35 protein-coding genes are annotated in these 24,959 nt (G+C 68.6%); 34 read left to right on the top strand and 1 reads right to left on the bottom strand.

What is annotated here, in order from left to right; all coding sequences use genetic code 11:
- The first annotated feature begins 474 nt into the window (after window positions 1–474).
- From rpsJ to map, 23 genes are all read left to right on the top strand, one after another.
- Window positions 475–783 carry a 30S ribosomal protein S10 gene (gene rpsJ / locus BOSE127_RS02525; RefSeq protein ID WP_017885534.1) on the top strand — a complete coding sequence of 103 codons (309 nt, stop codon included), beginning with the start codon at window positions 475–477 and terminating at the stop codon, window positions 781–783.
- A 12-nt stretch (window positions 784–795) separates the two neighbouring features.
- On the top strand, window positions 796–1,452 hold the full coding sequence (rplC, locus tag BOSE127_RS02520; protein ID WP_017885533.1) for a 50S ribosomal protein L3: 657 nt from the start codon (window positions 796–798) through the stop codon (window positions 1,450–1,452).
- A 2-nt stretch (window positions 1,453–1,454) separates the two neighbouring features.
- The gene (rplD, locus tag BOSE127_RS02515; protein ID WP_027466730.1) at window positions 1,455–2,114 is read left to right on the top strand and encodes a 50S ribosomal protein L4; all 660 of its coding nucleotides are present in this window, start codon (window positions 1,455–1,457) and stop codon (window positions 2,112–2,114) included.
- Window positions 2,111–2,410 carry a 50S ribosomal protein L23 gene (gene rplW / locus BOSE127_RS02510; protein ID WP_017885531.1) on the top strand — a complete coding sequence of 100 codons (300 nt, stop codon included), beginning with the start codon at window positions 2,111–2,113 and terminating at the stop codon, window positions 2,408–2,410. The genes rplD and rplW overlap by 4 nt, the downstream gene beginning before the upstream one ends.
- A gap of 18 nt (window positions 2,411–2,428) precedes the next feature.
- Window positions 2,429–3,268: a 50S ribosomal protein L2 gene (gene rplB, locus BOSE127_RS02505; RefSeq protein ID WP_017885530.1), complete on the top strand. Its 840-nt coding sequence runs from the start codon at window positions 2,429–2,431 to the stop codon at window positions 3,266–3,268.
- Window positions 3,269–3,279: 11 nt separating this feature from the next.
- Window positions 3,280–3,561, top strand: coding sequence for a 30S ribosomal protein S19 (gene rpsS / locus BOSE127_RS02500; protein WP_017885529.1), 282 nt, complete (start codon window positions 3,280–3,282; stop codon window positions 3,559–3,561).
- Window positions 3,562–3,586: 25 nt separating this feature from the next.
- Window positions 3,587–3,979: a 50S ribosomal protein L22 gene (gene rplV, locus BOSE127_RS02495; RefSeq protein ID WP_017885528.1), complete on the top strand. Its 393-nt coding sequence runs from the start codon at window positions 3,587–3,589 to the stop codon at window positions 3,977–3,979.
- Window positions 3,979–4,791 carry a 30S ribosomal protein S3 gene (gene rpsC / locus BOSE127_RS02490; protein ID WP_017885527.1) on the top strand — a complete coding sequence of 271 codons (813 nt, stop codon included), beginning with the start codon at window positions 3,979–3,981 and terminating at the stop codon, window positions 4,789–4,791. Before rplV ends, rpsC begins: the two co-directional genes overlap by 1 nt.
- Before the next feature lie 2 nt (window positions 4,792–4,793).
- Window positions 4,794–5,213 carry a 50S ribosomal protein L16 gene (gene rplP / locus BOSE127_RS02485; RefSeq protein WP_017885526.1) on the top strand — a complete coding sequence of 140 codons (420 nt, stop codon included), beginning with the start codon at window positions 4,794–4,796 and terminating at the stop codon, window positions 5,211–5,213.
- The gene (gene rpmC / locus BOSE127_RS17285) at window positions 5,213–5,533 is read left to right on the top strand and encodes a 50S ribosomal protein L29 (RefSeq protein ID WP_017885525.1); all 321 of its coding nucleotides are present in this window, start codon (window positions 5,213–5,215) and stop codon (window positions 5,531–5,533) included. Before rplP ends, rpmC begins: the two co-directional genes overlap by 1 nt.
- Complete coding sequence (rpsQ, locus tag BOSE127_RS02475) at window positions 5,533–5,817, top strand: 30S ribosomal protein S17 (RefSeq protein ID WP_017885524.1); 285 nt, start codon at window positions 5,533–5,535, stop codon at window positions 5,815–5,817. Before rpmC ends, rpsQ begins: the two co-directional genes overlap by 1 nt.
- Window positions 5,818–5,848: 31 nt before the next feature.
- Window positions 5,849–6,217: a 50S ribosomal protein L14 gene (rplN, locus tag BOSE127_RS02470; RefSeq protein WP_017885523.1), complete on the top strand. Its 369-nt coding sequence runs from the start codon at window positions 5,849–5,851 to the stop codon at window positions 6,215–6,217.
- Window positions 6,218–6,220: 3 nt separating this feature from the next.
- Window positions 6,221–6,580: a 50S ribosomal protein L24 gene (gene rplX / locus BOSE127_RS02465; protein WP_017885522.1), complete on the top strand. Its 360-nt coding sequence runs from the start codon at window positions 6,221–6,223 to the stop codon at window positions 6,578–6,580.
- A complete protein-coding gene (rplE, locus tag BOSE127_RS02460) occupies window positions 6,580–7,170 on the top strand; it encodes a 50S ribosomal protein L5 (protein WP_042537502.1) in 591 nt (196 codons plus the stop codon). Before rplX ends, rplE begins: the two co-directional genes overlap by 1 nt.
- A gap of 153 nt (window positions 7,171–7,323) precedes the next feature.
- Entirely contained in the window at window positions 7,324–7,722 is a 399-nt protein-coding gene (gene rpsH, locus BOSE127_RS02455; RefSeq protein ID WP_017885519.1) for a 30S ribosomal protein S8, read from the top strand.
- A 6-nt stretch (window positions 7,723–7,728) separates the two neighbouring features.
- Window positions 7,729–8,265: a 50S ribosomal protein L6 gene (gene rplF, locus BOSE127_RS02450; protein WP_017885518.1), complete on the top strand. Its 537-nt coding sequence runs from the start codon at window positions 7,729–7,731 to the stop codon at window positions 8,263–8,265.
- Window positions 8,266–8,267: 2 nt separating this feature from the next.
- Window positions 8,268–8,642, top strand: coding sequence for a 50S ribosomal protein L18 (gene rplR, locus BOSE127_RS02445; RefSeq protein ID WP_031259041.1), 375 nt, complete (start codon window positions 8,268–8,270; stop codon window positions 8,640–8,642).
- Window positions 8,639–9,487: a 30S ribosomal protein S5 gene (gene rpsE / locus BOSE127_RS17280; RefSeq protein ID WP_017885516.1), complete on the top strand. Its 849-nt coding sequence runs from the start codon at window positions 8,639–8,641 to the stop codon at window positions 9,485–9,487. Before rplR ends, rpsE begins: the two co-directional genes overlap by 4 nt.
- A complete protein-coding gene (gene rpmD / locus BOSE127_RS02435; RefSeq protein ID WP_017885515.1) occupies window positions 9,487–9,672 on the top strand; it encodes a 50S ribosomal protein L30 in 186 nt (61 codons plus the stop codon). Before rpsE ends, rpmD begins: the two co-directional genes overlap by 1 nt.
- Window positions 9,669–10,133 carry a 50S ribosomal protein L15 gene (gene rplO, locus BOSE127_RS02430; protein WP_017885514.1) on the top strand — a complete coding sequence of 155 codons (465 nt, stop codon included), beginning with the start codon at window positions 9,669–9,671 and terminating at the stop codon, window positions 10,131–10,133. The genes rpmD and rplO overlap by 4 nt, the downstream gene beginning before the upstream one ends.
- 147 nt (window positions 10,134–10,280) lie before the next feature.
- Window positions 10,281–11,603, top strand: coding sequence for a preprotein translocase subunit SecY (gene secY / locus BOSE127_RS02425; protein WP_017885513.1), 1,323 nt, complete (start codon window positions 10,281–10,283; stop codon window positions 11,601–11,603).
- Window positions 11,600–12,190 (top strand): adenylate kinase, encoded by a 591-nt coding sequence (locus tag BOSE127_RS02420; protein WP_017885512.1) that lies wholly within the window; start codon window positions 11,600–11,602, stop codon window positions 12,188–12,190. Before secY ends, BOSE127_RS02420 begins: the two co-directional genes overlap by 4 nt.
- Before the next feature lie 59 nt (window positions 12,191–12,249).
- The gene (map, locus tag BOSE127_RS02415; protein WP_056072350.1) at window positions 12,250–13,029 is read left to right on the top strand and encodes a type I methionyl aminopeptidase; all 780 of its coding nucleotides are present in this window, start codon (window positions 12,250–12,252) and stop codon (window positions 13,027–13,029) included.
- A 182-nt stretch (window positions 13,030–13,211) separates the two neighbouring features.
- On the opposite strand, the gene BOSE127_RS02410 is transcribed toward map, so the two are convergent.
- The gene (locus BOSE127_RS02410; protein ID WP_042537499.1) at window positions 13,212–14,501 is read right to left on the bottom strand and encodes an LCP family protein; all 1,290 of its coding nucleotides are present in this window, start codon (window positions 14,499–14,501) and stop codon (window positions 13,212–13,214) included.
- A 294-nt stretch (window positions 14,502–14,795) separates the two neighbouring features.
- Between BOSE127_RS02410 and infA the strand changes: the two genes are divergently transcribed.
- From infA to rplM, 11 genes are all read left to right on the top strand, one after another.
- Window positions 14,796–15,017, top strand: coding sequence for a translation initiation factor IF-1 (infA, locus tag BOSE127_RS02405; protein WP_017885509.1), 222 nt, complete (start codon window positions 14,796–14,798; stop codon window positions 15,015–15,017).
- Between the two features lie 70 nt (window positions 15,018–15,087).
- The gene (rpmJ, locus tag BOSE127_RS02400) at window positions 15,088–15,204 is read left to right on the top strand and encodes a 50S ribosomal protein L36 (protein ID WP_022903266.1); all 117 of its coding nucleotides are present in this window, start codon (window positions 15,088–15,090) and stop codon (window positions 15,202–15,204) included.
- 186 nt (window positions 15,205–15,390) lie between these two features.
- The gene (gene rpsM, locus BOSE127_RS02395; RefSeq protein WP_017885508.1) at window positions 15,391–15,765 is read left to right on the top strand and encodes a 30S ribosomal protein S13; all 375 of its coding nucleotides are present in this window, start codon (window positions 15,391–15,393) and stop codon (window positions 15,763–15,765) included.
- Between the two features lie 9 nt (window positions 15,766–15,774).
- Complete coding sequence (gene rpsK / locus BOSE127_RS02390) at window positions 15,775–16,173, top strand: 30S ribosomal protein S11 (RefSeq protein WP_017885507.1); 399 nt, start codon at window positions 15,775–15,777, stop codon at window positions 16,171–16,173.
- Window positions 16,174–16,378: 205 nt separating this feature from the next.
- The gene (locus BOSE127_RS02385; protein ID WP_017885506.1) at window positions 16,379–17,374 is read left to right on the top strand and encodes a DNA-directed RNA polymerase subunit alpha; all 996 of its coding nucleotides are present in this window, start codon (window positions 16,379–16,381) and stop codon (window positions 17,372–17,374) included.
- 63 nt (window positions 17,375–17,437) lie between these two features.
- Window positions 17,438–18,004: a 50S ribosomal protein L17 gene (gene rplQ, locus BOSE127_RS02380; RefSeq protein ID WP_017885505.1), complete on the top strand. Its 567-nt coding sequence runs from the start codon at window positions 17,438–17,440 to the stop codon at window positions 18,002–18,004.
- 141 nt (window positions 18,005–18,145) lie between these two features.
- Window positions 18,146–19,264 (top strand): FUSC family protein, encoded by a 1,119-nt coding sequence (locus BOSE127_RS02375; protein WP_017885504.1) that lies wholly within the window; start codon window positions 18,146–18,148, stop codon window positions 19,262–19,264.
- 76 nt (window positions 19,265–19,340) lie between these two features.
- On the top strand, window positions 19,341–20,249 hold the full coding sequence (gene truA, locus BOSE127_RS02370; RefSeq protein ID WP_017885503.1) for a tRNA pseudouridine(38-40) synthase TruA: 909 nt from the start codon (window positions 19,341–19,343) through the stop codon (window positions 20,247–20,249).
- Window positions 20,246–20,989 carry an MBL fold metallo-hydrolase gene (locus BOSE127_RS02365; RefSeq protein ID WP_017885502.1) on the top strand — a complete coding sequence of 248 codons (744 nt, stop codon included), beginning with the start codon at window positions 20,246–20,248 and terminating at the stop codon, window positions 20,987–20,989. Before truA ends, BOSE127_RS02365 begins: the two co-directional genes overlap by 4 nt.
- An 84-nt stretch (window positions 20,990–21,073) precedes the next feature.
- Window positions 21,074–24,145: an ExeM/NucH family extracellular endonuclease gene (locus BOSE127_RS02360; RefSeq protein WP_201300417.1), complete on the top strand. Its 3,072-nt coding sequence runs from the start codon at window positions 21,074–21,076 to the stop codon at window positions 24,143–24,145.
- Between the two features lie 332 nt (window positions 24,146–24,477).
- The gene (gene rplM / locus BOSE127_RS02355) at window positions 24,478–24,924 is read left to right on the top strand and encodes a 50S ribosomal protein L13 (protein WP_017885500.1); all 447 of its coding nucleotides are present in this window, start codon (window positions 24,478–24,480) and stop codon (window positions 24,922–24,924) included.
- Window positions 24,925–24,959: the final 35 nt, after the last annotated feature.

Genomic DNA, 24,959 nt, shown 5'->3' with positions numbered 1-24,959 from the left:
GTGCGTTGCGTTGCGGGGCCGAGCCGGGCCTCCAGACCGTCCGATCCCCGTGGATCCGGGCAAGCGAGCCGGCGGGACGCGCCCGGCAATTCACGACACGCCCGGGTTGCACGTGGGCCGGGGCTATGCGAGACTTGTCCGGTTCCGAATTCCCCGTGGGTGTACGCCCACAGGATCACTGCTCTGGCAGTGCACAACCCCCTTGTTCAGCAGGGCTGGGTTGGGCCGCAGGCAGCAGAACACGACTCCCCGAGATGTGACGGACGCGGTGTACGACTGCTGCGCCCGGAGCACGAGGCAGTCGATTGCCCACGCTGGACGGCCACGGTCGCCCGCGAGGTTGACAGGTGAACAGCGGTCATCCCCAGTGGATGCGGCCGGTTGGTTCAGGAAAACAGCACGGTCCGCAGGAATGCGGAACCGAGCGGCGTCAGGCGGCCAGAAGGTGCGCGGCGCAGAGAGGACAAGAGACACATGGCGGGACAGAAGATCCGCATCCGGCTCAAGTCGTATGACCACGAGGTCATCGACACGTCGGCCCGGAAGATCGTCGACACGGTGACCCGTGCCGGTGCAACCGTGGTCGGCCCGGTGCCGCTCCCCACCGAGAAGAACGTGATCGCAGTGATCCGTTCCCCTCACAAGTACAAGGACTCGCGCGAGCACTTCGAGAAGCGCACGCACAAGCGGGTCATCGACATCGTCGACCCGACGCCGAAGGCCGTGGACTCGCTCATGCGACTCGACCTGCCGGCCGACGTCAACATCGAGATCAAGCTGTAAGGGGGCTGACCAATGGCGAACTCAACCAAGACCGTCAAGGGCCTCCTCGGCAAGAAGCTCGGGATGACCCAGGTGTGGGACGAGAACAACAAGTTCATCCCCGTCACCGTGATCGAGGTCGGCCCGAACGTGGTCACCCAGATCCGCAACGCTGAGCGCGACGGCTACGAGGCGATCCAGATCGCCGCCGGTGCCATCGACCCGCGCAAGGTCAACAAGCCGGCCGCTGGCCACTTCGAGGCCGCTGGCGTGACCCCGCGTCGCACCCTCACCGAGATCCGTACCAACGACTCCGCTGAGTACACGCTCGGCCAGGAGCTCACCGTGGACAGCACGTTCACGGCGGGCCAGAAGGTCGACGTCGTCGGTACCTCCAAGGGCAAGGGCTTCGCCGGTGTCATGAAGCGCCACGGCTTCCACGGCGTCGGCGCCTCGCACGGTGCGCACCGCAACCACCGCAAGCCCGGCTCGATCGGTGCTTCCTCGACCCCGTCGCGTGTCTTCAAGGGCATGCGCATGGCCGGTCGTATGGGTGGCGACCGCGTGACCGTCCTCAACCTCACGGTGCACGCCGTCGACGCCGAGAAGGGTCTGCTGCTCGTCAAGGGCGCCGTCCCCGGTGCTCGTGGCCGCTCCGTCTTCGTCCGCACCGCCGTGAAGGGTAAGTGATCATGGCCACCACGACCGCAACCACGATCGACGTCCTCGACGCATCGGGTGCCAAGTCCGGCACCGTCGAGCTCCCCGCAGCTCTCTTCGACGTCGAGACCAACGTCCCGCTGATCCACCAGGTCGTCACCGCGCAGCTCGCAGCCGCGCGTCAGGGCACCCACAAGACCAAGAACCGCGGCGAAGTCCGCGGTGCCGGTCGCAAGCCGTTCAAGCAGAAGGGCACCGGCCGCGCCCGTCAGGGTTCCGTCCGTGCTCCGGAGCACACCGGCGGTGGCGTCGTCCACGGACCGACCCCGCGTGACTACTCGCAGCGCACCCCGAAGAAGATGATCGCCGCTGCTCTGCTCGGCTCGCTCTCGGACCGCGCCCGCGGTGGCCGCATCTCCGCTGTGGAGGGCTTCGTCGCGGCTGAACTGCCGTCGACCAAGACCGCCCGCACGCTCCTCGAGAAGGTCGCGCCCGTCAAGAACGTGCTCGTCGTGCTCGAGACGGACGACGAGCTGACGCTCAAGTCGATCCGCAACCTGTCGAACGTCCACGCGCTCTCGTACGGCCAGCTCAACGCCTACGACGTGCTGCGTTCGGACGCCGTCGTCTTCAGCAAGAGCGCCCTCGACGCCTTCATCGCGTCGAAGACCGCGAAGGAGATCACCGCATGAGCGGCTTCAACAAGGACCCGCGCGACGTCGTCATCTCGCCGGTCGTCTCGGAGAAGAGCTACGCGCTCATCGACCAGGGCAAGTACACGTTCATCGTGGACCCCCGCTCGAACAAGACCGAGATCAAGCTCGCCATCGAGAAGATCTTCAACGTCAAGGTCGCGAGCATCAACACGCTGAACCGCCCGGGCAAGACCCGTCGCACCAAGTTCGGTCTCGGCAAGCGCAAGGACACCAAGCGCGCCATCGTGACGCTCAAGTCCGGTTCGATCGACATCTTCACGGCTGTCGGCTGAGGACCAGAGGGATAAATCATGGCTATTCGTAACTACAAGCCGACGACCCCCGGTCGTCGCGGCTCGTCGGTCGCCGACTTCGCTGAGATCACCCGTTCGACTCCGGAGAAGTCACTGCTTCGTCCGCTGCCGAAGACCGGTGGTCGCAACAGCTCCGGCCGTATCACCACGCGTCACATCGGTGGTGGCCACAAGCGCCAGTACCGCGTGATCGACTTCCGTCGCTCCGACAAGGACGGCGTCGACGCCAAGGTCGCTCACATCGAGTACGACCCCAACCGCACTGCGCGCATCGCGCTCCTGCACTACGTGGACGGCACGAAGCGGTACATCATCGCGCCGAACAAGCTGAAGCAGGGCGACGTCGTCGAGCAGGGCCCCGGCGCCGACATCAAGCCCGGCAACAACCTGCCGCTGCGCAACATCCCCGTGGGTACCGTCGTGCACGCCATCGAGCTCCGCCCCGGTGGCGGCGCCAAGATGGCCCGCTCCGCCGGCGCCTCGGTGCGTCTCGTCGCCAAGGACGGCCCCTACGCGCAGCTCCGTCTGCCGTCGGGCGAGGTCCGCAACGTCGACGCACGCTGCCGCGCCACGATCGGCGAGGTCGGCAACGCCGAGCAGTCGAACATCAACTGGGGCAAGGCCGGCCGCATGCGCTGGAAGGGCGTCCGCCCGACCGTTCGTGGTGTCGCCATGAACCCGGTCGACCACCCGCACGGTGGTGGTGAGGGCAAGACGTCCGGTGGTCGTCACCCGGTCAGCCCCTGGGGCCAGTCCGAGGGCCGTACGCGCAAGCCGAACAAGCCGAGCGACAAGCTCATCGTCCGTCGCCGTAACGCCGGCAAGAAGCGCAAGTAGGAGTTCAGAAGATGCCACGCAGTCTGAAGAAGGGCCCCTTCGTCGACGAGCACCTGCTCCGCAAGGTCGTCACGCAGAACGAGGCCAACACCAAGAACGTGATCCGTACGTGGTCGCGTCGGTCGATGATCGTCCCGAACATGCTCGGGCACACGATCGCCGTCCACGACGGCCGCAAGCACATCCCGGTGTTCGTCACCGAGTCGATGGTCGGTCACAAGCTCGGCGAGTTCGCGCCGACCCGCACCTTCCGTGGTCACGTGAAGGACGACAAGAAGGGCCGTCGCCGCTGAGGCGGCGACGCAGAGGAGGAACGAAATGGTGGAGTCGATCGCACGCGTGCGACACATCCGCGTCACGCCTCAGAAGGCCCGTCGCGTCATCGAGCTGATCCGCGGCAAGCAGGCCCACGAGGCCCTCGCCATCCTGAAGTTCGCCCCCCAGGGCGCTTCGGAGCCCGTGTACAAGCTGGTCGCCTCGGCGATCGCGAACGCACGGGTCAAGGCGGACTCGACGAACAGCTTCCTCGACGAGCGCGACCTCTACGTGAGCCGCGTCTTCGTCGACGAGGGCACGACCCTGAAGCGGTTCCAGCCGCGCGCCCAGGGCCGCGCCTTCCGCATCAACAAGCGCACCAGCCACATCACGGTCGTCCTCGCGACGCCGGACGAGGTCGAGGCTGCCGCGACGAGCAAGAAGGCGAGCAACTAATGGGCCAGAAGGTCAACCCGTACGGTTTCCGTCTCGGGATCACGACGGACCACGTCTCGCACTGGTTCACCGACAGCAAGAAGGCCGGTCAGCGCTACGCCGACTACGTGGCCGAGGACATCAAGGTGCGCGAGTACCTGAAGAAGACCCTCGACCGCGCCGGTGTCGCACGCATCGAGCTCGAGCGCACCCGTGACCGTGTCCGCGTGGACATCCACACGGCTCGTCCGGGCATCGTCATCGGCCGCCGCGGCGCCGAGGCGGAGCGCGTTCGCGGTGAGCTCGAGAAGCTCACCAAGAAGCAGATCCAGCTGAACATCCTCGAGGTCAAGAACCCCGAGACCGAGGCCCAGCTCGTCGCGCAGGGCATCGCCGAGCAGCTCTCCGCTCGTGTCGCGTTCCGTCGCGCCATGCGCAAGGGCCTGCAGGGTGCACAGCGCGCCGGCGCCAAGGGTGTCCGCATCCAGGTGTCGGGTCGTCTCGGCGGCGCCGAGATGTCGCGTTCGGAGTTCTACCGCGAAGGCCGTGTGCCGCTGCACACGCTCCGCGCGAACATCGACTACGGCTTCTACGAGGCCCGGACCACGTTCGGCCGCATCGGCGTGAAGGTCTGGATCTACAAGGGCGACATCACGAATAAGGAGCTCGCTCGCGAGCAGGCGAACCAGCGTTCGTCGCGCCCCGAGCGTCGTGGCGGCCCGCGCGGTGAGCGTGGAGACCGTGGCGGCGACCGTCGTGGCGGCGACCGCGGTGACCGTCGCCCGCAGCAGGCCCCGCAGGACGCGCCGGCCGGCGCAGGAGTTGAGGCGTAACCATGCTTATTCCCCGTCGAGTCAAGCACCGCAAGCAGCACCACCCGAAGCGTTCGGGTCAGGCAACCGGTGGTACCAAGGTCAGCTTCGGCGACTACGGCATCCAGGCCCTCACCCCGGCGTACGTGACCAACCGTCAGATCGAGTCCGCTCGTATCGCCATGACGCGTCACATCAAGCGTGGTGGCAAGGTCTGGATCAACATCTACCCGGACCGTCCGCTGACCAAGAAGCCCGCCGAGACCCGCATGGGTTCCGGTAAGGGTTCGCCCGAGTGGTGGGTCGCGAACGTGAAGCCGGGCCGGGTGCTCTTCGAGCTCTCCGGCGTCAGCGAGGAGATCGCCCGCGAGGCGTTGACTCGTGCAATCCACAAGCTGCCCCTCAAGGCACGCATCATCAAGCGCGAGGAGGGCGACGCATAATGGCGATCGGTTCCAAGGAGCTCCGTCCGACGGAGCTCGACACGTTCGAGAACGAGCGTCTCGCTGACGAGCTGAAGAAGGCCAAGGAGGAGCTCTTCAACCTCCGCTTCCAGTCGGCCACCGGCCAGCTGGAGAGCCACGGTCGTCTCCGTGCCGTCAAGCGCGACATCGCCCGCATCTACACCGTCCTCCGCGAGCGCGAGCTCGGCATCCGTGCCACTCCCGCGCCCGTCGAGACCGCCCCCAAGGCCAAGAAGACGACGAAGAAGGCTGACAAGCCGGCCGAGTCGACCGAGGCCGAGACCGCCGAGGAGAAGTAATGGCGAACGAAGAGAAGAACTCCGCCGCCCTCACTCGCGGCTACCGCAAGACGCGTCGCGGCTACGTGACGAGCGACAAGATGGACAAGACCATCGTGGTCGAGGTCGAGGACCGCGTGAAGCACGCGCTCTACGGCAAGATCATCCGTCGTACGTCCAAGGTGAAGGCCCACGACGAGCTCGGCACCGCTGGTGTCGGCGACCTCGTCGTGATCAGCGAGACCCGTCCCCTCAGCGCGTCCAAGCGCTGGCGCCTGGTCGAGATCCTCGAGAAGGCCAAGTAGGCCTCGGCCTGCTTCGGAATAGGAGACAGCAGTGATTCAGCAGGAATCCCGCCTGAAGGTCGCCGACAACACGGGTGCCAAGGAGATCTTGACCATCCGCGTGCTCGGTGGCTCGGGTCGTCGCTACGCCGGCCTCGGTGACGTCATCGTCGCCACGGTGAAGGACGCCATCCCCGGCGGCAACGTGAAGAAGGGTGACGTCGTCAAGGCCGTCATCGTTCGCACCAAGAAGGAGACCCGTCGTCAGGACGGCTCCTACATCAAGTTCGACGAGAACGCGGCAGTGATCCTCAAGGCCGACGGCGACCCGCGCGGTACGCGCATCTTCGGTCCGGTCGGTCGCGAGCTCCGTGACAAGAAGTTCATGAAGATCATCTCGCTCGCGCCGGAGGTGCTGTAAGCCATGGCGAACATCAAGAAGGGTGACCTCGTCCAGGTCATCACGGGCGCGACGCAGGAGCGTGGCGGCGACCGTGGCAAGCAGGGCAAGGTCATCGAGGTCCTCAAGGACAAGAACCGCGTCGTCGTCGAGGGCGTGAACTTCGTCACGAAGCACGTCCGCGTCGGCCAGACGCAGCGTGGTTCGAAGACCGGTGGCATCGAGCAGCACGAAGCCTCGATCCACGTCTCGAACGTCGCGCTCGTCGACCCGAAGACGAAGAAGCCGACGCGTGTCGGTTTCCGCACCGAAGAGGTGGAGAAGGACGGCGTCAAGAAGACCGTCCGTGTCCGCTACGCGAAGAAGTCTGGTGAGAAGCTCTGATGACTGACACGACTGCTGCGCCCGCTGGCAAGATCCAGCCGCGCCTCAAGCAGAAGTACCTGGCCGAGATCAAGACGGCCCTCACCGAGCAGTTCGGTTACGCGAACGTCAACCAGGTCCCCGGCCTGGTCAAGGTCGTCGTGAACACCGGTGTCGGTGAGGCAGCTCGCGACTCGAAGATCATCGAGGGGGCCATCAAGGACCTCACGGCGATCACGGGTCAGAAGCCCCAGGTGAACATCGCCCGCAAGTCCATCGCACAGTTCAAGCTGCGCGAGGGTCAGGCCATCGGCGCGCACGTCACCCTCCGTGGTGACCGCGCGTGGGAGTTCCTCGACCGCCTGGTCACGCTCGCACTGCCCCGCATCCGCGACTTCCGCGGTCTCAGCGACAAGCAGTTCGACGGCAACGGCAACTACACGTTCGGTCTCACGGAGCAGTCCGTGTTCCACGAGATCGACCAGGACCGCATCGACCGTGTCCGCGGCTTCGACATCACTGTCGTGACCACCGCGAAGACGGACGACGAGGGACGCGCGCTGCTCCGGCAGCTCGGCTTCCCGTTCCGCTCCAACGAGCAGACGGTCTAAGCTACTTCGAGCAGTGCGGGCCGGAGGATTCACGTCCTCCGGCCCGCACGCACGAACACACCGATCTCGGGGAACCGCCCCGGGATCACTCGATCGCTCAGGTCGGCATTCGTGGAACGGGTGTCGAAACCAGGCGAGAAATGGACGAACATCATGACGATGACCGATCCGGTCGCAGACATGCTGACCAGATTGCGGAACGCGAACTCCGCGCACCACGACGCAGTCGCGCTCCCGAGCTCCAAGCTCAAGAAGAACATCGCCGACATCCTCAAGCGTGAGGGCTACATCAGCGAGTGGAAGGTGGAGGACGCCCGAGTCGGGCAGACCCTCACCATCGACCTGAAGTACGGCCCCGAGCGCGAGCGTTCGATCGCCGGCATCAAGCGCGTCTCGAAGCCGGGCCTCCGGGTCTACGCGAAGTCGACGGAGATCCCCCAGGTCCTCGGTGGCCTCGGTGTGGCGATCCTCTCGACCTCCTCCGGCCTCCTGACCGACCGCGAAGCCGAGCAGAAGGGCGTGGGTGGGGAAGTCCTCGCCTACGTGTGGTGATCGACAATGTCACGAATCGGACGTCTCCCCATCGACATCCCCGCCGGCGTCACCGTCTCCGTTGACGGTCAGAACGTGGCGGTCAAGGGCCCGAAGGGCGAGCTCGCGCTCGTCATCGCGGAGCCCATCCAGGCCAAGGTCGAGGAGAACCAGGTCCTCGTCACCCGTCCGGACGACGAGCGCGAGTCGCGTTCGCTCCACGGACTGACCCGGACCCTCATCGCCAACAACATCATCGGCGTGACCCAGGGCTACACCAAGGGCCTCGAGGTCGTCGGCACCGGTTACCGTGTCGCGGCCAAGGGCTCGAACCTCGAGTTCGCGCTCGGGTACTCCCACTCGATCACGGTCGAGCCGCCGGCGGGCATCAGCTTCGCGGTGGAGGGCAACAACAAGGTCACCGTCGCCGGTATCGACAAGCAGGCTGTCGGCGAGGTCGCCGCGAACATCCGGAAGCTCCGGAAGCCCGAGCCCTACAAGGGCAAGGGTGTCCGTTACGCCGGCGAGAACGTGCGCCGCAAGGCCGGAAAGTCAGGTAAGTGATCATGGGACTCCTCAAGACACGAGGCAAGAGCAAGGCGGCCGCCAAGGCGCGTCGTCACAACCGTCTCCGCAAGAAGATCACCGGCACCGAGGCTCGTCCCCGTCTCGCCGTCACCCGCTCGTCGCGTCACGTGTTCGTGCAGGTCATCGACGACGCGAAGGGTCACACCCTCGCCAGCGCCTCGACGATGGAGGCAGACCTCCGCTCGTTCGACGGCGACAAGACCGCCAAGGCCCGTCGCGTCGGTGAGCTCCTCGCCGAGCGCGCGAAGTCGGCTGGCGTCGAGGCCGTGGTCTTCGACCGCGGTGGCAGCAAGTACGCCGGTCGCGTCGCCGCGATCGCCGATGGTGCCCGTGAAGGAGGGCTGAACCTGTGAGCGACAACGCGAACACCAACGAAGACGCCAAGACCGAGGCCGTCGAGGCCACGGAGACCGAGGCAGTCGAGACCACGGAGGCCACCGAGGCGAGCACGGAGGCCACGGCCACCGATGCGACCGCCGAGGCACCTGCCGAGGGCGCCAAGACCGGCAAGGAGGCGGAGGCACCTGCCGTCGCCGAGCGTCCGGTCGAGACCGCCGCGGGTTCCGCGTCCAACAACCGCGACTCCGCTGACAACCGTGGCCGTCGTGGTGGCGGTCGTGACCGTCAGCAGGGCCGTGACCGCAACAACCGCGGTGGCGACAGCCAGTTCCTCGAGCGCGTGGTGACCATCAACCGCGTGTCGAAGGTCGTCAAGGGTGGTCGTCGCTTCAGCTTCACGGCGCTCGTCGTCGTCGGCGACGGCAACGGCCTCGTGGGCGTCGGCTACGGCAAGGCCAAGGAGGTCCCCACGGCGATCTCCAAGGGCGTCGAAGAGGCGAAGAAGAACTTCTTCCGCGTCCCCCGCGTCGGCAACACGATCCCGCACCCGGTGCAGGGTGAAGCCGCCGCTGGCGTCGTCCTCCTGCGTCCGGCAGGCCCCGGTACCGGTGTCATCGCCGGTGGTCCGGTCCGCGCCGTGCTCGAGTGCGCCGGCATCCACGACGTGCTGAGCAAGTCGCTCGGCTCGTCGAACACCATCAACATCGTGCACGCGACCGTCGAGGCTCTGAAGCAGCTCGAGGAGCCCCGCGCCGTCGCGAGCCGTCGTGGCCTCGACGTCGAGCGGGTCGTCCCGGCCCGTCTGCTCCAGGCCGAGGCCGCAGCCCTGCGTGCCGCGACCGAGAAGGCAGGTGCGTGATGGCGATGCTGAAGATCACGCAGATCAAGTCCGTTATCAGCGAGAAGCAGTACCAGCGCGACACCCTGCGCAGCCTGGGCCTCAAGCGCATCGGCCGTTCGGTCGAGCGTGAGGACAACTCCCAGAACCGCGGGTACATCGCGACGGTGGCGCACCTCGTGAAGGTCGAGGAGGTCGACGCATGAGCGACGAGAAGAACGAGCGCGTGCAGGTGCTGAAGCTGCACCACCTCCGTCCCGCAGAGGGCGCCAAGAAGGACCGCACCCGTGTGGGTCGCGGTGAGGGCTCGAAGGGCAAGACCGCTGGGCGTGGTACCAAGGGCACGAAGGCCCGTTACCAGGTCCGGGTCGGCTTCGAGGGTGGGCAGATGCCGCTGCACATGCGCACCCCGAAGCTCCGCGGGTTCAAGAACCCGTTCCGGGTCGAGTACCAGGTCGTGAACCTGGACAAGATCTCGGAGCTCTACCCCGATGGTGGCGACGTCACCGTTGCGGGCCTGGTCGCCAAGGGCGCCGTCCGCAAGAACGAGAAGGTCAAGGTTCTCGGTCAGGGTGACATCACCGTGAAGATCACGGTCGCGGTCGACAAGGTCTCGGCGTCCGCCGCCGAGAAGATCGTGGCTGCTGGCGGCACCGTCTCCCAGTAACCCCCGTCGGCGGCCCGTGCGTTTGCGCACGGGCCGCCGTTACGGTTTCCTTGACAGTGGCCGGCATCCGCCAGCCGGGTCGGCCCTGCCGACCGAAACCGGTCCGGCCGCGATCGACGGCCCCGGTCCCACAAGTTCGGAGTCATCGTGTTCAGAGCGGTCGCGCGCATCATGCGCACCCCTGATCTTCGCAAGAAGATCGGCTTCACCCTCGCGATCATCGCGCTGTTCCGTCTCGGGTCGTACATCCCGGCACCGTTCGTCGACTACACCGCTGTGCAGAGCTGTCTCGCCAGCGCGTCGTCCTCCGGCGGCCTCTACGACCTGATCAACCTCTTCTCCGGCGGCGCGCTGCTGAAGCTCTCGGTCTTCGCGCTCGGCATCATGCCGTACATCACGTCGTCGATCATCGTGCAGCTGCTGCGCGTGGTCATCCCGCACTTCGACACCCTCTACAAGGAGGGCCAGTCGGGCCAGGCGAAGCTGACGCAGTACACGCGGTACCTCACGATCGCGCTGGGCGTCCTGCAGTCCACGACCCTGATCACGGTCGCTCGTTCCGGCGCCCTGTTCGGCACCAACGCCTCCGCCTCCTGCACGTCGATCATCTCGAACGACAGCTGGTACGCCATCATGCTGATGGTCGTCACGCTGACCGCCGGCACCGGCATCATCATGTGGATGGGCGAGCTCGTCACCGAGCGCGGCATCGGCAACGGCATGTCGCTCCTGATCTTCACGTCGATCGCGGCGCAGTTCCCGTCGGCGCTCTGGGCGATCGAGCAGTCGCAGTCCTTCGAACTCTTCCTGTTCGTGATCCTCGTCGGACTCGTGATCATGATGGCCGTCGTGTTCGTGGAGCAGTCACAGCGCCGGATCCCCGTGCAGTACGCCAAGCGCATGGTCGGGCGGCGGACGTACGGCGGCAACAACACGTACATCCCGATCAAGGTGAACATGGCCGGCGTCGTGCCCGTCATCTTCGCCTCGTCGCTGCTGTACCTGCCGGCCCTGGTCGCGCAGTTCAACCAGCCCTCCGACGGCTCCGAGCCGGCCGCGTGGGTGACGTGGGTCCAGAACAACCTGACCTCGGGTGACAACTGGTTCTACATGGTCCTGTACTTCCTGCTCATCGTCGGGTTCACGTACTTCTACGTGGCGATCACCTTCAACCCCGAAGAGGTCGCCGACAACATGAAGAAGTACGGCGGGTTCATCCCCGGCATCCGTGCCGGGCGTCCGACCGCCGAGTACCTCGACTACGTCCTCACCCGGGTGACGCTGCCCGGCTCGCTCTACCTCGGTCTCATCGCGCTCATCCCGCTGGCAGCACTGGCGCTGTTCGGCGCGAACCAGAACTTCCCGTTCGGTGGCGCGAGCATCCTCATCATCGTGGGTGTCGGTCTCGAGACCGTGAAGCAGATCGACTCCCAGCTGCAGCAGCGTCACTACGAAGGGCTTCTCCGTTGAGCGCACGTCTCATCATCGTCGGACCTCCCGGAGCCGGGAAGGGCACCCAGGCCGGCCGCATCGCCGAGTCCTTCGGGATCCCCGCCATCTCGACCGGGGACATCTTCCGCAAGAACGTGGCAGAGGGCACGCCCCTCGGCGTCCAGGCGAAGGCGATCATGGACGCCGGCGACTACGTGCCGGACTCGCTCACGAACGAGCTCGTCAAGTCCCGTCTGCAGGAGCCGGACGCCGAGAACGGGTTCCTGCTCGACGGCTACCCCCGGACTGTCGGCCAGGTCGAGTACCTCGACGCACTGCTCGCTGAGCAGGGCACCGGGATCGACGCCGTCGTGCAGCTCGTCGCGGACCAGGACGAGCTCGTCGGTCGCCTGCTGAAGCGTGCTGAGGACCAGGGCCGCAGCGACGACAACGAGGAGACGATCCGTCGTCGTCAGCAGGTCTACGCCGAGCAGACGGCGCCCATCGTGGCGGCGTACGGCGAGCGTGGCCTGGTGGTCGACGTCGACGGCCTCGGCGGCATCGACGAGGTCGGCGACCGGATCCAGACCGCACTGTCGGGTCGCGGGCTCGCCGCGGCCGTCTGACCAGCGTGGTGCGGTTCCGGAAGCCCTCGATCTACAAGACCCCGGACGAGCTCCGGGCGATGGTCCGCCCGGGGCTGCTGACGGCTGAGGCGCTGGACGCCGTCCGTGCAGCGATCCGTCCCGGCGTCACCACCGGTGCGCTCGACGCGATCGCGGAGCGCACGATCCGCGACGGCGGCGGCATCCCGAACTTCCAGCTCGTCCCCGGCTACCGCCACACCCTGTGCGTCTCGGTGAACGACGAGATCGTGCACGGGATCCCCGGCGACCGCGTGCTCGCGCCCGGTGACATCGTGTCGGTCGACGCCGGTGCCGAGGTCGACGGTTGGAACGGCGACAGCGCCTTCACGACCGTCGTCCCCGGTGGCGACGAGACGGTCACGGTGGCTCGGCAGGCGCTCTGCGACACGACGGAGCGGTCGCTCTGGCACGGCATCGCAGCACTGGCCAGCGCCAAGAACCTGCACGAGGTCGGCTCGGCGGTCGAGGACGCGATCGACGAGACCGGTTCGTGGGGCATCGTCGAGGACTACACCGGCCACGGCATCGGCCGGTCGATGCACGAGGAACCACCCGTCTTCAACTACCGCGTCCGTGGCGCCGGTCCGGCCGTCAAGCCCGGCCTGGTGGTCGCCATCGAGCCCATGGTCACGGCCGGGTCGATCGACAGCTCGACGGACGACGACGACTGGACGGTCCGCACGCTGGACGGCAAGGACGCCGCCCACTGGGAGCACAGCGTCGCGGTGCACGCGTCCGGCATCTGGGTGCTCACCGCCGCCGACGGCGGCGCACGGGGCCTGGCCCCGCTGGGCGTGACGCCCGTCCCGATCCCGTAGGGCGGGCCTCCAGGGCTGGGCCTGACGGCCTGACGGCCTGACGGCCTGACGGCCGGACGGCCGGACGGCCTGACGACCTGGAGGCGCGGCCCGGGTCCGCCCCGCCGGGTCCCCGTGTGTGCGGCGCGCGCTCAGGGCGCGTCAGGCGGACCGTGCGGGTGGGCGACCGACGGCGGCGGCCGTCAGTTGCCGACGGAGCAGGTCTGCTCCGAGGCACTCTGCCCGGTGATCGACGAGGGCAGCGGTGTCGCCGACGCGGCAGGCGTCCGGGTGGCCGTTGCGCTCGACGAGGGTGCGGGGGTGCCGGCAGGCGACGAACCGCCAGTCGACGTTCCCGACGATCCCGACGACCCCGACGACCCGGTCGTGCCCGACGATCCGCCGCTCGACGTCGACTCCTCGGACGCCCGGCCGGTGCTCGAGTCGCTCAGCGAGGACCGGACGTCGTTCTGCAGCGCCACGTTGAGCGTGTGCGCGGTCTCCTGGTCGACGACCACGCGCGCGTTGTCGGCGGGGTCGTCGACGACGGGGTACTGCACGAAGAGCATGTTGGCCGTGCTCATCCCACGCAGGGCGGCGGCGAGCTTGACCAGTGTCCCGGTCTGCGCCAGCCCGTCGGAGAGCGTCATGTTGGACAGCGCGGCGCCGGCCAGCTTGTAGAGCGTGATGGGGTTCGAGAGGGTGCCGTCCGAGGTGACCTTGCGGAGCAGCGCCGAGAGGAACACCTGCTGCGAGCTGATCCGGGCCAGGTCGCTGCCGTCACCGACACCGTGGCGGCTGCGCAGGAAGGCCAGGGCGTCCGTGCCCTGGAGCGAGTGCGAGCCCTTCGTCAGGTGCAGGCCGGTGAACGTGTCGTCGATCGGCTGGGCGACGCAGACGTCGACGCCGCCCAGGGCGTTCGACATCTCGATGACACCGTCGAAGGTGATCAAGCCGGCGTAGGGGATGCTCAGGCCGGTCAGGTTCTCGACCGTGTCCACGACGCAGGAGACACCACCGTTGCCGAGTGCGGTGTTGAACATCGCCGACGTCGCGGCGGGGTAGGTCGTGCCGGTCGCGGGGTTCGTGCACGCCGGGATCGGGACCATCAGGTCACGGGGGAAGCTGACCGCGGTGAGCTGCTGGTGGTCGGCTGAGATGTGGATGAGCATCGTGACGTCGTTGCGAGCGCCCTCGACGTCCTCGTCGGAGTCGAACTGGCCGACACGGGTGTCGCTGCCGATGAGCAGGATGTTCGCCCCGCCCTTGATCGCCGAGATGTCGGCGGTCTTCGCGGTGCTCTGGTCGTCGGTGCTGAGCGCGACGGTCCGGGGAGCGGACGACAGCTGTGCGCCGGCGATCGCGGCGACGCTCGTGCCGCTGACGAGCAGGACGGCGACGGCGGACGCCACGACGGTGACGAGCGTGCCCCAACCCCGGCGACGGGCCTGCTTGCCGTGACTGGCGAAGGGGCGTCGTGTGGCGTCGGGCACGTGTTCTCCGTTCGGTGGTCCGTCGCGAGCTGCTGGTGCGGCGGACGTGGCTGCGGAGCAAAACTACGGTTCGCACGCATGAGCGCGCCCGGAGCGCGCCGTCAAACCACTGTGGAACGCTCAGACACTGCTCCGGAAGCCCCAGACGTGGGGTGTTCCGCGCCCCCACTTGGCAATTGCGGGTTTACCACATAAGATCGATCTTTGGTGTGTCATGCCCTCTCGGGTGTGGCGACCGACCCGCAGACCGGTTCGGGGATCACACCTGTTCCACAACCAAGCGACAGTGAGGCTATGGCCAAGAAAGACGGCGTCATCGAGATCGAAGGCTCGGTGCTCGAAGCTCTGCCCAACGCGATGTTCCGCGTTGAGCTGACGAACGGACACAAGGTCCTCGCGCACATCTCCGGGAAGATGCGCCAGCACTACATCCGCATCCTCCCCGAGGACCGCGTGATCGTGGAGCTGAGCCCGTACGACCTGACCCGCGGCCGGATCGTCTACCGCTACAAGTGATCCGCGAGCTGGAAAGGAACGGCACGGCAATCCTGCCGAGCACGAAGCCAGCGAGCACGAGGAAAGAACCATGAAGGTCAACCCCAGCGTCAAGCCCATCTGCGAACACTGCCGTGTGATTCGCCGCAAGGGCCGCGTCATGGTGATCTGCAAGAGCAACCCGCGTCACAAGCAGCGCCAGGGCTAGTCCCGGGCGCGTGACCGGCGCCGACGGTGTCCCTCGGACACCAGGCTGCTCGAGCACGACCCACAACTGAAGATCGACAACGCAGTACCAGAACCCGACCGCACGACGGCCGGGGGACACCTCGGGGCGGAGGCCCGAGCACCGGTACTGCGCCACACCTCCATCGACAACAGGAGCAGCCATCACATGGCACGTCTAGCAGGCGTCGACATCCCGCGCGAGAAGCGCGTGGAGATCGCACTCACGTACATCTACGGCGTCGGCCGTACCCGCGCCGTCCAGGCACTGACGGAGACCGGTATCTCCGGTGACATCCGCGTCAAGGACCTGACCGACGACCAGCTCGTCGCCCTCCGTGACTTCATCGAGGGCAACTTCAAGGTCGAGGGTGACCTCCGCCGTGAGGTCGCCGCCGACATCCGACGCAAGGTCGAGATCGGCAGCTACGAGGGTCTCCGCCACCGTCGTGGTCTCCCGGTGCGCGGTCAGCGCACCAAGACCAACGCTCGTACCCGCAAGGGACCGAAGCGCACCGTGGCAGGCAAGAAGAAGGCTCGATAGGAGACCCCGATGGCTACCCCCAAGACTGCCGCGCGCAAGCCGCGCCGCAAGGAGAAGAAGAACGTCGCTGTGGGCCAGGCCCACATCAAGAGCACGTTCAACAACACGATCGTCAGCATCACCGACCCGTCGGGTGCCGTCCTCAGCTGGGCGTCCTCGGGTGCCGTGGGCTTCAAGGGTTCGCGCAAGTCGACGCCGTTCGCGGCGCAGCTCGCTGCCGAGTCCGCTGCGCGTCAGGCGCAGGAGCACGGCGTCAAGAAGGTCGACGTCTTCGTGAAGGGCCCGGGTTCGGGTCGCGAGACCGCGATCCGTTCCCTCCAGGCCGCTGGCCTCGAGGTCGGCTCGATCAACGACGTCACGCCGCAGGCGCACAACGGGTGCCGCCCGCCCAAGCGCCGCCGCGTCTGACGCGAGGAGCAACCGGCCGCGCCCTGCTCGTCCCCTGACCGGATCCGTTCCGGCGAGGGCGGGCAGGGCCCGCGGCCATTCCTGGTCGTTCGATCGCGCACGTGTGTGCGCGTGATCACAACTCAACAGACCCGTCGGGGCCCATGCGGCCCCGTCGTACCGCCAAGTGTCATATAGCGGACACTTCGCCGAAAGGAATCCCACAGTGCTCATTGCACAGCGCCCCACCCTGACCGAGGAGCCGATCTCCGAGCACCGCTCGCGCTTCGTCATCGAGCCGCTCGAGCCCGGCTTCGGGTACACCCTCGGCAACTCGCTGCGCCGCACGCTCCTCTCCTCGATCCCCGGCGCGGCTGTCACCAGCATCCGCATCGACGGCGTCCTCCACGAGTTCAGCACCGTTCCCGGTGTCAAGGAAGACGTCACCGAGATCATCCTCAACATCAAGAGCCTGGTCGTCTCCAGCGAGCACGACGAGCCCATCACGGCGTACCTGCGCAAGCAGGGTGCCGGTCAGGTCACCGCAGCGGACATCTCCGCTCCGGCCGGCGTCGAGATCCACAACCCGGAACTCGTCATCGCGACCCTGAACGACACCGCGCGCTTCGAGCTCGAGCTGACGATCGAGCGTGGCCGTGGCTACGTCTCGGCGACGCAGAACCGTTCCGAGTTCAGCGAAGCCGGTCAGATCCCGATCGACTCGATCTACTCGCCCGTCCTCAAGGTCACCTACCGCGTCGAGGCGACGCGTGCCGGTGAGCGCACGGACTTCGACCGCCTGGTCGTCGACGTCGAAGCGAAGCCGGCCATCACGCCGCGCGACGCCATCGCGTCGGCCGGTCGCACGCTGGTCGAGCTGTTCGGGCTCGCTCGCGAGCTCAACACGGCGGCCGAGGGCATCGAGATCGGCCCCGCGCCGGTCGACGCCGTGCTCTCGAACGAACTGCAGACCCCGATCGAGGACCTCGACCTGTCGGTCCGCAGCTACAACTGCCTGAAGCGGGAGGGCATCAACACGGTGTCCGAGCTCGTCGCCCTGTCGGAGACGCAGCTCATGAACATCCGCAACTTCGGTCAGAAGTCGGTGGACGAGGTCAAGGACAAGCTCACCGAGCTCGGCCTGTCCCTCAAGGACACCGTCCCCGGATTCGACGGCGCCCACTTCTACAGCGGGTACGACGAGGACGAGTCCAACAACTGACCTCGCGCTCACGCGCAAGCGCGCTGACACCGCGCGCACCACTTTCACCACTGGAGAACTGACATGCCGAAGCCCACCAAGGGCCCCCGCCTCGGTGGCGGTCCCGCCCACGAGCGCCTGCTCCTGAGCAACCTCGCCAACGCCCTCTTCACGCACGGTCGCATCACGACCACCGAGACGAAGGCCAAGCGCCTCCGTCCGGTCGCGGAGCGTCTCATCACGTTCGCGAAGCGCGGCGACCTGCACGCGCGTCGTCGTGTGATCAGCATCCTGCGCGACAAGTCCGTCGTGCACACGCTGTTCACCGAGATCGCCCCCCAGGTCGAGGACCGCCAGGGTGGTTACACCCGCATCACGAAGCTCGGCTTCCGCAAGGGCGACAACGCCCCGCTGGCGTCGATCGAGCTCGTCCTCGAGCCCGTCTCGAGCACGCCCGCTCCGGTCAAGCGCAACTCGGCTCCGGCCGCTGCTGCCGCCCCGGCCGCCGACGAGACCACCGAGGAGGCCCCGGTCGAGGAGACCGAGACCACCGAGGCGTCCGCCCCGGTCGAGACCGAGTCCGAGACCGAGGCAGCTGCCGAGGTCGAGGCCGACGCCGCCGAGAAGTCGGACGACGCCGACACCAAGTAGTCCGGTGCGCCCCTGGCGCGCTGCACCACCACGACGAAGCCCCCGCGACCCAGGTCGCGGGGGCTTCGTCGTGCCCGAGGCTGGTCGCGCTCACCGACGGCTCGGCGTAACGTCACCGGCCGGGTGCGACGGAGGGAAGTCATGGCGTTCCAGCACGTAGCGGGTCTGGGGACACGGGTCTGGCGGTGGAGCCGGACCTCGGGCACGCAACCGCGCCTGCTGCACGCAGGCAAGGCCGCTGCCGCCGCGGTGATCGCCTGGTTCGTGGCGCAGCACATGCCGGGCGTCGCGGCCGAGTACCCCTACTACGCACCGCTCGGTGCCGTCGTCGCGATGCAGACCACGGTGTTCGCGGGCATCCGGAGCGGCGTGCAGACCCTGGTCGGGATCGCGCTCGGCATCCTGATCGCCGGGTTCACGATGTGGGTCGGGGACCCCGGTTTCCTGGCGATCGCCCTGGCGGTCGGCGTCGGTGTGCTCGTCGGTGGGTTCCGCGTGCTGGGCGAGGGCAGCTCGTGGGTGTCCACCGCGGCGCTCTTCGTGCTGCTCGTCGGCGGCGCGCACGCCGAGGGCTACTCGCTCGGGTACCTGGTGCAGATGGCCGTGGGCGTGGTCGTCGGGCTGCTCGTCAACTTCCTGGTGTTCCCGCCGCTGCACTTCTGGGACGCCGAACACCGCATCGACGCGGTGAACGGCGTGCTCGCCGACCACCTCGACGGCCTGGCTGCCGTGCTCGAGGAGGGCAAGCGCGACGAGAAGGCGTGGGACCACCAGCAGGACCGCCTGGACCGCGCCATCGCCGACGTGCGATCGCGCGTGGCGATCGCGCACGAGAGCCGACGGCTCAACCCCCGCGGTGCCCTGCGCGGATCCCGCGCGCGGCTCCAGAAGGACGGTGGACGCTTCCGCGCGCTGGAACGGGTCGCCTGGTACACGACGGACCTCACCGAGCTCGTGGCACGTTCCGGCCCGGTGTCCGAGGGCGTCGGGCGGCCGGACCCCGCCTTCGCCACGCCCATCGCCGAGGCGGTCCGGAAGATCGCCAGCACGATCCGCGGCGACTCCCCGGAGGACCAGGCCGAGGCGGCGATCGCCGACCTCGAGCAAGCGCTCGACGCCTCGCGCGAGAACCCCTCCCACGTCGCCGTCACGTCGGCCGCGCTCGTCGCCCTGCGTGGGATCGTCGAGTCCGAGCGACGCGCCACCGACGACCTCGACACCCGCACGGGCCCGTCAGCGTTCGGTCGGCCGCGCGGCTGAACGGGTGCAGGCAGCCACGACCCGGTGGACGGGGCACCTGCCGGGAGGCACGGACCACCCCCGCTACGGTGGTCACGTGGACGAGACGGCCGGGTTGCAGGATTCCGACAGCACCGCCGACGTGCGGCTGCGGCTCGACATCGCCTACGACGGGGCCGCGTTCTCCGGGTGGGCACGGCAGCCCGGGCTCCGGACCGTGCAGGGTGCCCTCGAAGCCGCCCTCGCCACCGTCTTCACCCGCTGGGGCGAACCGCCGCTGCTCACCGTCGCCGGACGCACCGACGCCGGCGTGCACGCCACCGGGCAGGTCGCGCACCTGGACCTGTCGGCAGGGCAGTGGGCAGCACTCACCGGGAAGCGTGGGTCGGGCCGCTCACCCCTCGACGGGTTGCGCAAGCGGGTGAACGGCATCGCGGCACCCGAGGGGGACGTCGTCGTCACCGGGGCCTCGGTGGCGCCCGCCGGGTTCGACGCCCGGTTCTCGCCACTCTGGCGCCGGTACGAGTACCGGATCGCGGACGCCGACGCCCCGCGCGATCCACGTCGGCGGGGGCACACGCTCTGGCACGCGGCGCGGCTCGACCCGGCAGCGATGGAGCGCGGTGCGCTGACGCTGCTCGGGCTGCACGACTTCGCGACGTTCTGCAAGCCGCGCGAGGGGGCGACCACCATCCGGACGTTGCAGCAGTTCCGCTGGGACCGCGAGCCGGACGGCGTGCTGGTGGCGCGCCTCCAGGCCGACGCCTTCTGCCACTCGATGGTGCGGGCCATGGTCGGCGCGACCATCGCCGTCGGCGAGGGCCGCTTCGGCCCGGACCGCCTCGAGGAACTGCGCGTCGCCGAGGAACGCACCAGCGCGTTCAAGACGGCGCCCGCGAAGGGACTGACCCTGACCGAGGTGGGCTACCCGGCGGACGCTGCGCTCGCGGAGCGGGCGGAGCAGACCCGGGCCCGACGCTCGGCGGACGGTACCGTCGAGGGATGAGCCCGCGCGAACCCCGTTCCGTCGTGTCCGTCGCCCCCGGAGTCGTCTTCGTCGAGGGCCCCGTGTCCAACTGGGTGGTGCTGGCGGAGGAGGACGGCGTCGCGCTCATCGACGCGGGGTACCCGGCCGACACGGACCTGGTGCTCGACACCGTGCGCGCCGCCGGACACGACCCCGCCGACCTCCGACGCGTCTACGTCACGCACGGACACGTCGACCACGTCGGCGGCATCCCCGGGATCCTGGAGCGGTACCCGCACGTCGAGGTGCTCGCCCACGCCGACGAGCTCGACAACGTCCGCGGGCCGGAGCGGCAGCAGGTCACCCCGGCGGAGATCGGCGGTCGGCTCGCCAGCCCACGCGTCCTCGCCTGGTTGGCGCGGGCGATCCGGTCGGACGCCCTGCGGCCCACCACCGTGCCGTCGGCGCGTGCGTTCACGGGCGCGGACTTCGCGGGACGCGCGATCGCGCCGCTCCCGGCCGTCGGGCACACCGACGGTTCGACGGCGTACCTGCTGCCCGCAGCCGACGCGATCGTGACGGGCGACGCGGTCGTCAGTCGCCACGACACCCAGCCCGGGTCGTGGGCCCCGCGGCCGCGGATGATCACGCCGTTCTTCACCGCCGACCAGGACCGCGCGCTCGAGTCGGCGCGGGCGCTGCCGTTCCCGGCACTGGTACTGCCCGGACACGGACCAGCCGTGCGGCGCGTGGGCGGGACCTGGCTGCCGATCGGCTGATGCCGCCGCATCGCTGATGTTGCCGAACGCAATCATTTACCTCAGCGCAACCTGAATGTCCCCGCAGGTCGGTAGCGTGCGGGCATGGCCAACACCCTCGGGCGCACTCTGCTGTGCGCCACGGCGGCCGCGACGCTCCTCGCGGCACCACTCGTCACCGTCACCGCAGCGTCCGCGAACCCCGAGGGGACCGGCCTCGTCATCGAGGAGGCCTACCTGAAGGCGGGCAGCAAGGGCGCCTCCTACAACCAGAAGTTCGTCGAGATCGGCAACCCGACCGACGCCCCGGTGTCGCTCGACGGGTGGTCGCTGCAGTACCGCTCCGCGACGGGCACCGGCACCTTCTCGGCCAGCGCGCTCGCGGGCACCGTGCCGGCGAAGGGCACCTTCCTGGTGTCGATGGCGGGCAACGGCGGGGCCACCGCGGCCGGCGAGGACCTGCCCGCCGCCGACGACACCGCGTCGCTCACCCCGTCGGGCACCACGGGCACCCTCGTGCTCTCCGACGCCACGGCACCCCTGGCGCTCGCCGCCGGACCCGTCGCCGCAGGCACCGACGGCGTCGTCGACCTGCTCGGCTACGGCGCCTCGAACACGTTCGAGTCGACCGTCCGCACCGTGACCGGGGACAACTCGGTGCCGAACGGCCTGGTCCGCCAGGGCACCACGGACACCGACGTCAACGGCGCGGACTTCTCGGTGACGACGACGCTCACCCCGCGGAACGCCGCGGGCGAGACGACGGCGCCGACCGAACCCACGGACCCGACCGACCCGGGCGACGGCGGGACCCCCACGCCCGGCACCCCCGCCGAGACGGTGACCATCGCCCAGCTGCAGGGCACCACGGACACCTCGCCGTACGCCGGCAAGAACGTCACGACCGACGGCGTCGTCACCGCGGTGTACGGCACCGGTGGCTTCGACGGCTACACGATCCAGACCGCCGGCACCGGCGGCGCGATCGACCTCGGCGCCCACACCGCGTCCGACGCCGTGTTCGTGTTCTCGTCCGCAACCGCCGGACTGGTGCAGCGGGGCGACCACGTCCGCGTCACCGGCGCCGTGTCCGAGTACTTCGGCCTGACCGAGCTCACGGTGTCCGGCGCCTCGTCGCTGCAGCAGCTCGACGACACCGTCGCGGCACCGCAGCCCGCCGCGGTCGCGTTCCCGTCGTCCGACGCCCAGCGCGAGTCGCTCGAGAGCATGCTCGTCGCTCCCCAGGGGGCGTACACCGTCGCCGACAACTACACGACGAACCAGTACGGCGAGGTCGTGCTCGCCAGCGGCACGAAGCGTCTGATCCAGCCGACCGAGGTCGGCCGCCCGGGCAGCGCCGCGGCGAAGGCCGTCGAGGCCGACAACGCCGCGCGCAAGGTCACGCTCGACGACGGCGCGAGCACGAACTTCCTCACCCAGGCGAACCAGGGCATCCCGGTGTCGTGGCTCACCCAGGGCCCGGTCACCGTCGGGGCCGCCGCCACCTTCACCGAGCCGGTCGTCCTCGACTACCGCAACAACGGGTGGAAGTTCCAGCCGACCGCGCCGATCACCGGTGCGACCCCGGCGGCCGACCTGCCCGCGTCGTTCTCGAAGGTGCGCCAGCCGGCACCGCAGGACGTCGGCGGTGACCTGAAGCTCGCCGGCTTCAACGTGCTCAACTACTTCCCGACCACGGGCGACGAGCTCACCGGCTGCAAGTACTACACCGACCGTGCCGGCGACCCCGTCACGGTGAACTCCGGCTGCGACGCCCGCGGCGCCGCTGAGCAGGAGGACTTCCTGCGCCAGCAGGTCAAGATCGTCAAGGCCATCAACGGGCTGGACGCCGACGTCGTCTCGCTCGAGGAGATCGAGAACTCGGCCCGCTTCGGCCAGGACCGCGACGCCGCCGTGGCCACCCTGGTCGACGCGCTCAACGCCGCCACCGGCCAGGACACCTGGGCGTACGCGAAGTCCCCGGCCGTCGTGCCCGCGAGCGAGGACGTCATCCGCCTCGCACTCATCTACAAGAAGGCCCGCGTCGAGCCCGTCGGCGAGTCCACGATCCTGCTCGACGACGCGTTCACGAACGCCCGCCAGCCCGTCGCGGACGCGTTCCGCCCGGTCGGTGGCACCGCGGACGACGACTTCCTGGTGATCGCGAACCACTTCAAGTCCAAGGGCTCCGGCACCGGTGAGAACGCCGACCAGGGTGACGGGCAGGGAGCGTCGAACGCGTCCCGCGTGGCCCAGGCGAAGGCCCTCGTGACCTTCTCCAGCGCCATGCAGGACCAGTACGGCACCGACAAGGTGTTCATGCTCGGCGACTTCAACGCCTACAGCAAGGAGGACCCGGTGGTCGTCCTCGACGACGCCGGCTACACCGACCTCGGCCCGGCTCGGGACAGCACCGAGTACTCCTACGTGTTCTCCGGCCTGAGCGGTTCACTCGACCACGTGTTCGCCTCGAAGGCCGCACTCGAGACGGTCACGGGCGTGGACATCTGGAACATCAACTCGGTCGAGTCGGTGGGCCTGGAGTACAGCCGCTACAACTACAACGCGACGAACCTGTACACCGACGACGTGTACCGGGCGAGCGACCACGACCCGATCCTGGTCGGCTTCGACCTGGACGCCCCGGGCACGGACCCGGGCACCGAGCCCGGGACCGACCCGACCCCGGTGCCGAGCCCGACGCCCTCGAAGCCGACCCCCGCTCCGACCCCGTCGACTCCCGGGGCGGTGCCGCCGGTGGCGCCGTCGGAGACCGGTCTCACCGACGCGAACCGCGGGAGCGTCTCGGCGCCGTCGTCGGCTCGTGCGGGGGAGACCATCACGGTGACGGTGGGCACGCAGTACGCGGGTGACGTCGTGGACGTGTGGTTGTACTCGACCCCGACGCTGATCGGAACGGTGACGGTCGGCGCTGACGGCACGGTGCGCGTCACGATCCCGGCGGACACCTCCGCTGGTGCGCACCGGTTGGCGGTGACGGCTGCGGACGGCACGCTGATCGGGTGGAGCCCGATCACGATCACCGCGGACGGGCAGCTCGCGTTCACGGGCGCCGCAGGGATGGGTGCCGGTGCGCTGGTGGCGTTCCTGTTGCTCGCGGCGGGTGCGGGTGTGCTGGTCGTGCGTCGCCGCCGTCGGGCTGCGGCGGCGGAGTAGTCCCCACGCCCCACGTCGGGGCGATGAGTGTGCAGAAGACGTCGGGTTCGCGGTGCGGACCCGACGTCTTCTGCTCACCCATGCGCGGTGGGCGCGACCGCGCGGCGGACGGGAGGCGCGGTGCGGGGCCGCCCCGCGCCTCCAGGCCGCGGGTGGCCGCGTTTGACCGACGCACCCCGCGTCGGCTAGGCTCTCGCCTTGGTCTGTGCGCCCCGCGCGCGGACAGTCAGATGAGCCCTCCAACCGAGGTGTTCCCCGTGCTTCTGCCCGCGGAACTCCCGACCGGAGTGGGATTCACGGACTCCTCACCTCGACACGAAAGCAGCACTCCTGTGACTCGCACGTTCTCACCGAAGCCGGCAGACGTCCAGCACGACTGGATCGTCATCGACGCCACCGACGTCGTCCTCGGCCGTCTCGCCACCCACGCCGCGGCGCTCCTGCGCGGCAAGCACAAGGCCACCTTCGCCCAGCACATGGACATGGGTGACTACGTCATCATCGTGAACGCCGACAAGGTCGCACTGACCGGTTCGAAGCTCGCGAAGAAGGTCTACTACCGTCACTCGGGGTACCCGGGCGGCCTGACGGCGACCTCCTACCCGGAGATGCTCGAGAAGCACCCCACCCGCGCCGTCGAGAAGGCGATCCGCGGCATGCTGCCGAAGAACACCCTCGGCCGCGAGCAGCTCAAGAAGCTGAAGGTCTACGCCGGCGCGGAGCACCCGCACGCCGCGCAGCAGCCCAAGGCGTACATCTTCGACCAGGTCGCACAGTAGTTCCGGCCACGACGACTTCAAGGACATAGAGAAAC

This window comes from Curtobacterium sp. 8I-2 (assembly GCF_902506155.1).
Lineage (GTDB): Bacteria > Actinomycetota > Actinomycetes > Actinomycetales > Microbacteriaceae > Curtobacterium > Curtobacterium poinsettiae.
Note: the sequence above shows the minus strand (reverse complement) of the source record. Positions and strands in the feature narration are given on the sequence as shown.